The organism is Candidatus Albibeggiatoa sp. nov. BB20 (genome assembly GCA_016744725.1).
Taxonomy (GTDB): domain Bacteria; phylum Pseudomonadota; class Gammaproteobacteria; order Beggiatoales; family Beggiatoaceae; genus Albibeggiatoa.
The window spans coordinates 1-8075 of sequence record JADGDW010000187.1 but is presented as its reverse complement, the minus strand read 5'-3'; the positions used below and the strand labels follow the sequence as shown (position 1 = coordinate 8075).

Genomic DNA, 8075 nt, shown 5'->3' with positions numbered 1-8075 from the left:
ACAGATCCTTTACAGGATTATCGAAATCAAGCTTTTTAAAATCTTCAGCATAAACCATTGAAATAAATTTAAAAAATCATATAAAATATTGTTTGAATAAATTGATTTAGTTCCAATTTTAAAGCGTTATTAAATACTTTTACCATAACAATTTAAGCCATTGATTTTTCAATAAAATCAAACAAGTTATATTATGTTCTGAATAAGTGGTGAAGATATTGTTTATATTAGATAAATTTAAGCTAATATTTTCAATATTAAAGTCAATTAACCTATTTTTTATATGGAGTTATTCATGTTTGTTGCACTCAGCAAGTTTGTAATCGCCAATGGGATGACGGCTGAAGTCAAGGCAGCATTCAAAAATCGTCCTTGCCTAGTTGAAGATTGTGAAGGGTTTGTTCGATTAGACGTGATGAGCCCTTGTAAAAATCCTAATGAAATTTGGCTAGTAACATACTGGGATAATGAACAAAGCTATCAAAAGTGGCATCGTAGTGATGCTCATCGCCAATCCCACCAAGATATTCCTAAAGGCTTAAAATTAATTCCACAAGAAACTGAATTACGTTTTTTCGATCATATTTGTTCTTGATAAATATATGTTTCAGGAGTAGAGCTTAAATGTCCAATCCCAATACAGAAATAAGCCAATTGCTTAATGAACAGCGAGCTGACTTAGCTCAAGCCATTGTTCATGAATATTACCAGCAATGTCCTGAACTAGAGCAGCGTTACGGCTTAAAAGGCAGAAATTCATGTGCCCAAGATGTTGAATATCATTTAACTTATTTATCTGAAGCGATTGCAGCGGGACACCCCTCCTTTTTCGAGAATTATATTGCTTGGGCAAAAGTGTTGCTCAGTGGTATGAATATTCCTTCTGAAGACCTTGCACAAAACCTACAAGTCATGCGCTCTCAGTTGAATAAACATTTAAAATTACCCCAAGATGACATCAACCTCATCGACGAATATATTGCATATGGTCTCAAGCAATTACCGACATTACCCAGTCAATTACCTTCATTTATTCAAGATAGTCACCCTCATGCAGAATTAGCAAAAGAATATTTACACTATTTGCTGCGTGGTGAACGTCAAATTGCCAGTCGTTTGATTTTAGACTCTGTTGAAAATAAAGGGATCAATATTAAAGAAATTTACCTTGATGTCTTTCAATATGCGCAATATGAAATTGGTCGTTTGTGGCAGATGAATAAAATCAGTGTGGCGCAAGAACATTACTGTACAGCCGCAACACAATTAATCATGTCTCAACTCTATATCCATATTTTCTCGACGGATAGACAAGACAAAGCGATGGTAGCAACTTGTGTTGGTGGTGATTTGCATGAATTAGGAGTACGTATGGTTGCCGATTTTTTTGAAATGGATGGTTGGGATACCTATTACTTAGGTGCAAATACACCTGCATTAAGCGTGTTACAAGAACTCAAATTGCGAGGAGCTAACTTGCTTGCAGTGTCTGCCACCATGACGTTTCACTTACGTGCTGCAGAAGCGCTGATTGCCTCAGTACGGGCTGACCCACAATATCAAAATATTAAAATCATGGTTGGCGGTCATCCATTTAATCTTGAACCCAATTTATGGAAACAAATGGGGGCTGATGGTTATGCACAGAATGCACAAGAAGCCATTGAAAAATCAAATGAATTAATTAATTAAAAGCGAATTCACTATGGACGATACATTTCAGTCAACAATGGGGATTTCGCTACTATGCGATAGCCGTGGCAAGATTCTAAGCTTATTGTGTGATGAGCTTAATTTATCTAGCCGTTTGACAGTGGGACAATTATTCACGGCTGCATTTGATTCTGAAAATATCGAAAAAGCAGGTAATTTTCTATTGGAATTAAAAACCAAAGGCGTGACATTTGACTGGCCTTTGTCTATTTATGCCAATGGTAAATTGCTGCTATTGCACTTCACAGGTGGTTTAAATGGTGAAAATTTATTTATCATCGGCAACACAGCACCAACCAATGTGAATCAGTTTTTTGATGAGTTGATGAAAATTAATAATGAGCAAACGAATGCATTGCGTGAAACAATGAAAGCTCAAATGCAGGCTACTCAACAAGTAGAAGCCAATCAAGATACACATTTGTATGAAGAATTATCACAACTCAATAATGAACTTGCCAATACACAACGCGAATTAGCCAAGAAAAATGTACAACTTGAGCAACAGCGTAAAGAGCTGAAAAACCTAAATACAGAATTATCCAATACCATTGAAGAGCTGAGTCAAGCTCGACATGAATTAGTTCAAAGTGAAAAAATGGCTTCTTTAGGTCGTTTGGTTTCAGGGTTTGCGCATGAATTAAATACGCCGATTGGAATTGCCGTGGGTAGTGCTTCAGCATTGCAACAAGAAGCTAAGAAAATTGTATCAATGTTAGATGATGATGAAGTAGATGTAGACGAGCTGATTTCAGCAGTAAACACGGTTGACCAAGGCTTTAATCTGACCTTATCCAATTTAGAGCGTGCGGGTAATTTAGTGAGTAGTTTTAAACGCACCGCAGTTGACCAAACATCAGGTGAGAAACGTTATTTTGATGTTCATGAAGTCATCCAAGATACGATTAACACGCTGGATAACCGTTTTAAAAAGACAGACATCACGATCCAACTTGATTGTGCTTCAGAGTTGAAAGTGGTGAGCTTACCCGGTGCATTAGAGCAAATTTTAACCAATTTGTTGATTAATAGCCTTATTCATGGTTTTGATGAAGGTCGACAAGCGGGTAATATTCAGGTTAGTGTACAGTTACAAGATGAAATATTATCTTTGCAATATCAAGATGATGGAAAAGGAATTGAGTCAGAGCATATTGAAAAAATCTTCGAGCCCTTTTTTACAACACATCGTTCGCATGGTGGTAGTGGTTTAGGTGGTTATATTTGCTACAACTTAGTGACTAATCAGTTAAAAGGAAGTATTAATTGTGAAAGCCAGATAGGACAAGGTGTTAGATTTGACATCAGTTATCCGATCGAACTATCAATGACATAACGAGGGTCATTTCCTTAATTGAAACCAGTGCGGTGTATAACAATAAATAGATTACACCTAAAAACAATGATGCTTACTTAAAGTGCAATAAGGACATTATTATGAAACTCGTTAAAAAACGCAAAGATGGCAGTACTGCGACACTTAAAATTGCCGAGAAAAAAACCACTAAACAGCAAACACCGCTCCCGCCTTGGAAAATCCTAATTGTAGATGATGAACATGATGTTCATACCATGACTAAATTAAGTCTCAAAGAATTTGAGTTTGTTGGACGCACATTACAGATTTTTCAAGCCACATCAGGAATTGAAGCACGAGATATTTTAAAGCGTGAGCCTGATATTGCTGTTGCATTGATTGATATTGTCATGGAGACTGATGACGCGGGTTTGAAATTAATTAATTATATTCGTAATGAACTGAAATATAAGTTAATTCGCCTTATTGTTCGGACAGGACAACCGGGTATGGCACCTGAAAAAACTGTGATTGAAGAATATGATATTGATGATTACAAAAGCAAAACTGAATTACGTGCGGATAAGTTGTATTTAACCATCCGTGTGACGCTGAAAGCTTATCGAGACTTGCTCACCTTAGATGCCAACCGCCAAGCTTTGCGCAAAATTTTAGAAGCTGTCCCTAAATTCCATCATGTTCAATCGCTTGCCCAATTTTTCAATGGTGTGCTGACTCAGCTTATTGGTTTGTGTAATTTAGGCGAAAATAGCTTAATTTACAGTGTTAACAGTGGCTTAGTTATTACCACCTCACCGCATGAAAATCAAGCCATTGTCCAATCTGGAACAGGACGCTTTGAGACGGGTGATAAATCAGAGGAAATTGAAGCGATTCGTCAAATGTGTCTGGAACGGGTTTTAGGCAAAGTCTCTTATCAAATCTTACCTGAAAACGCACTTCTTATTCCTTTGACTGTACAAGAAAAGCCAATTGGTTTTGTATATTTAGAAAATGCGATTCATTTAAGTCAGGCTGATTTAGATTTAATTCAAATTATGGCACAGCAATGTAGTAGTGCTTTGGAAAACTTGCAGCTTTACATGGATTTAAAACAGGCAAATAAAAAGACTTTAAAAATGCTAGAAGTGGCTGAGCAAGCGCGTCAAGAAGCCGAAGCGGCTGATCTTGCGAAAAGCCAATTTTTAGCCAATATGAGTCATGAACTGCGTACCCCATTAAATGCTATTTTAGGTTATAGCGAGATATTAGAGGACACCGCCACTGATTTAGAACAAGATGACTGTATTGAAGATTTATATAAAATTAAAGAGGCTAGCTATCGCTTGCTCAAAATGATTAATGAGGTATTGGATTTTTCCAAGCTTGATACAGGTCAAATGCTGTTGTGTTTAACTCGGTTTGAATTACAGAATTTACTCGATGATATTATTTCAACGATGCAGCCATTGGTAGAAGAAACTTATAATCAATTTGAGCTGGAAATTATCAACTCGAAACGGCTGGGTGCGATGCAAACGGATAAAGCTAAATTGCATCAAATATTATTAACGTTGTTAAGTAATGCGACTAAATTTACTGAAAATGGCACAATCTGTTTGCAAGTTAATTATTTGGAAGAGCAAGTGATTTTCAAAGTCATTGATAGTGGTATTGGCATGACGGAGCAGCAAATACAATGCTTGTTTAAACCCTTTACGCAGGCGGATATGTCATCCACACGTCGTTATGAAGGCTCTGGATTAGGTTTAGCAATCAGTCATCGCTTAGCAGGAATACTTGGTGGAACATTAAAAGTTGAAAGCCACTTTGAACAAGGTAGTACATTTATTTTATCACTACCGTTGCTTACACCTGCATAAATATGATTTTTAAGAAAAATCCCTTTGTTTTTAGTCATCATCCAATTGTAATGCCTATGCTTAAAAAACAATTTGATAATCCTATAGAACCGATTTGAAGTCTTTTGCTATTTTTCGCAATATTAATACAAAATGGCACTATCTTGGGGTTAGCCAGCATTTCTATTCTCACAACCATAAAAAAATCGCACCTATCAAATATTATGATGGGTGCGATTCTAAAAGCGTCTCTACTATTAATTTTTGTAAAGTTGCTAAAACAAATCAGATTAATTATCTAATTTAGGGCCTGCTGCTAATACTTCTGGTGTTGCACGGTCTGCAAATTTCTTAAAGTTTTCTGCAAACATACTCGCTAATTTTTGAGCTTGTGCATCATACTCTTCAGGATTAGGCCAAGTATTACGTGGGTTTAATACTTCGTCAGGTACATCTGGGCAAGAAACAGGTACTTGTAAGCCAAAGAATGGTTCTGTCACTGTTTCAACGTCTTTTAATGTGCCGTCTAATACCGCGTTGACCATCGCACGAGTATAAGCAATCTTCATCCGTGAACCTGTGCCATAAGGGCCACCAGTCCAACCTGTATTAATCAACCACGCATCTACTTCTTTATCATCTAATTTTTGACCTAATAAAGTAGCATACACTTCAGGATGTAAAGGCATGAATGGCGCACCATAACAAGCACTAAAGTTTGGTTGTGGCTCTGTTACCCCTTTTTCTGTACCCGCTACTTTCGCAGTATAACCAGATAAGAAGTGATACATCGCTTGGTCACGAGTCAATTTAGAGACGGGAGGTAATACACCAAACGCATCTGCTGACAAGAAGACTACATTTTTAGGATGGCCACCAACACCTGTTTCGCTGGCATTAGGAATATGAGTGGTAGGATAAGAACCACGGGTATTCTCAGTGAAAGACGCATCAAATAAATCGATTTCTCGAGTTTCAGCATCCATTGCTACGTTTTCTAATACAGTACCGAAACGACGGGTAGTTTCATAAATTTCAGGTTCAGCTTCAGCAGACAAGTTAATTAACTTCGCATAGCAGCCGCCTTCAAAGTTGAATACGCCATTTTCATCCCAGCCATGCTCATCATCACCAATTAAAGTACGAGAAGCATCAGCAGATAAAGTGGTTTTACCTGTACCACTTAAACCAAAGAAAATAGCCGTATTGCCATCGCTACCAATATTGGCAGAACAATGCATAGACATCACTGATTTTTTCGGTAATAAGTAATTCATGATTGAGAAAATGGATTTCTTGGTTTCACCTGCGTAACTTGTGCCGCCAACTAAAACAAGGCGTTTTTTAAAGTTAACGATGATGAAGGTTTCAGAATTAGTACCATCTACTGTAGGATCAGCATGAAAACGTGGTGCATTGATAACAGTAAATTCAGGAACGTGATTCGCTTCTTCCTCAGTTGAGGCTTGAATAAACATGTTACGTGCAAATAAGCTATGCCAAGCATATTGTGTAATTATACGAATAGGTAAGCGATGCGTTTCTGCTGCACCTGCATAACAATCTTGCACATACACATCTTGCGATTCTAAATAGGTCATCATTTTTTTGTGCAATGCGTCAAACTTATCTTCTGGATAAGGGCAGTTTACCTTGCCCCACCAAATATCATCTTTAGTTGTTTCTTCTTCCACAACAAATTTATCATTTGCTGAGCGTCCTGTGTGATGCCCTGTCCGCACCACTAAAGGACCTGAAGGTGCTAAGTGACCTTCATTATTTTTAATCGCTTGCTCATAAAGCTGCGGAGTCGTTAAATTCCAATAAACGTCATTGAGGTTATGAAGTCCGTGATTCTCTAAGCCAAATTTGCTGTGACGTTCACTATGATCATCCCGCATGATGAGTCTCCTTAAGTATTGTTATTGCGGTGACGTATTGCCCATTTTATTAGGCCAAGCGTACTGATGAGTAACCAAAATATTTCTATTAAAACCGAAGGGAAGTTCCAGTTGTATAGTAGAGAATAAATCAGGAACAATGAGCCAATTAGATTTACCAATGAATAGGCTAAAGAACTAGATTCTATTTTTTCTAATTGTAATAGCGAATAAGCTAAAACAATTAATAAAGTGCCTATAGTTCCAATAATGTTTGGCTCAAAAATATGCATTACTCAAAAATCCTAACTAGGTCAGTGATTATAACAAGTTTTTTGTTGTCATGCAGCATTTTATATAATAACGATTAGCAAAATTTATATCATTTTTTATATAGCTAAAATAGCTATATATAAACCCTATTATCACTCTAGTTGTTAGATTATTCCATTCTAACTTACTGTATAAAAAAGATTATATGTTTTTACTTATATATTAATCAAGCAATTATAAATATTAGTTATAATTCTTTTGAAAATGTGTTTTTTATGGGAAATATTGTTATATAGCTTTGTTTTTACAATCTAATTTACATAAGTCTTTAAAAAGACTGGCTAACTTAAGCTTATATTGCAACTAAGTTACACTCAAAACACAACTAACCATTGCAATGCACAATATCAATATGACGTGTTATATCTATTGATTATGAAAAACCAGCATACAGGGAAAAATAAGCTGTTGTGTGATCGTAGAGTAAAGGGGAAAACCAAAGCAGATAAAAAATAATGAGGAAGGGTCATTGATACAAAATAATATTTTAGCAAAAAACAGTAGATAAAGAGCATGAGAACTTCCAGCATCTATTATTATGTCATGTCAAGTTCTGATGTTTAATACGATAAGACCCGTAGAAAACGCTCGACTTACACAATTTTTGCTTAAGAAATAAGCGGATGCTCTTACTACTTATAACAGTGCAGTATTGAAATATTTGCCAATTATACTTTTGATATATAATCTCTTACTTTAACCGCTGCTGCTAATGCTTTCAAACTGAGAGGATGGGCTGTATTGAGTTGTGTTCTTGCTTCACAATCATGTACAAATTCATAAAAGCAAAGCTCATCTTCTAACTCATTACGGCCAGTACTAAGAAGCAAAAGCAATAAAGGTATAGTAATCATTAACAACATAAAGTAAATGGCAAAACCAAGCATAATGCTCATGGTATAACTCCTACAATATAGGTTGATGAAACACATTGTAATATCTACTGTCAAAGTTTTATTACAATAAAAATATTTTTAGTTTCTATCAACC

The 8075-nt window shown here is 36.1% G+C and carries 7 protein-coding genes; 4 read left to right on the top strand and 3 right to left on the bottom strand.

Translation table 11 applies throughout. The annotated features are described in order from the left end of the window. Positions 1 to 295: 295 nt before the first annotated feature. The 4 genes from ABXH34_RS16340 (at position 296) to ABXH34_RS16325 (ending at position 4893) form a co-directional block, all read left to right on the top strand. Positions 296 to 595, top strand: coding sequence for an antibiotic biosynthesis monooxygenase family protein (locus tag ABXH34_RS16340; RefSeq protein ID WP_353572954.1), 300 nt, complete (start codon positions 296 to 298; stop codon positions 593 to 595). 29 nt (positions 596 to 624) lie between these two features. Beyond that, positions 625 to 1692 carry a cobalamin-dependent protein gene (locus ABXH34_RS16335; RefSeq protein WP_353572953.1) on the top strand — a complete coding sequence of 356 codons (1068 nt, stop codon included), beginning with the start codon at positions 625 to 627 and terminating at the stop codon, positions 1690 to 1692. Between the two features lie 13 nt (positions 1693 to 1705). After that, positions 1706 to 3049, top strand: a complete 1344-nt coding sequence (locus tag ABXH34_RS16330; RefSeq protein WP_353572952.1) for an ATP-binding protein — start codon at positions 1706 to 1708, stop codon at positions 3047 to 3049. A gap of 101 nt (positions 3050 to 3150) precedes the next feature. Next, on the top strand, positions 3151 to 4893 hold the full coding sequence (locus ABXH34_RS16325; RefSeq protein ID WP_353572951.1) for a sensor histidine kinase: 1743 nt from the start codon (positions 3151 to 3153) through the stop codon (positions 4891 to 4893). A gap of 269 nt (positions 4894 to 5162) precedes the next feature. Here the strand turns inward: ABXH34_RS16325 and ABXH34_RS16320 are convergent, their stop codons facing one another. The 3 genes from ABXH34_RS16320 to ABXH34_RS16315 all read right to left on the bottom strand — a co-directional run bounded on the left by ABXH34_RS16320 (position 5163) and on the right by ABXH34_RS16315 (position 7981). Beyond that, positions 5163 to 6773: a phosphoenolpyruvate carboxykinase gene (locus ABXH34_RS16320; RefSeq protein ID WP_353572950.1), complete on the bottom strand. Its 1611-nt coding sequence runs from the start codon at positions 6771 to 6773 to the stop codon at positions 5163 to 5165. 11 nt (positions 6774 to 6784) lie between these two features. Then, positions 6785 to 7045: a CBU_0592 family membrane protein gene (locus ABXH34_RS18785; RefSeq protein ID WP_502710423.1), complete on the bottom strand. Its 261-nt coding sequence runs from the start codon at positions 7043 to 7045 to the stop codon at positions 6785 to 6787. Positions 7046 to 7753: 708 nt separating this feature from the next. Beyond that, on the bottom strand, positions 7754 to 7981 hold the full coding sequence (locus ABXH34_RS16315; RefSeq protein WP_353572949.1) for a hypothetical protein: 228 nt from the start codon (positions 7979 to 7981) through the stop codon (positions 7754 to 7756). Positions 7982 to 8075 lie beyond the last annotated feature (94 nt).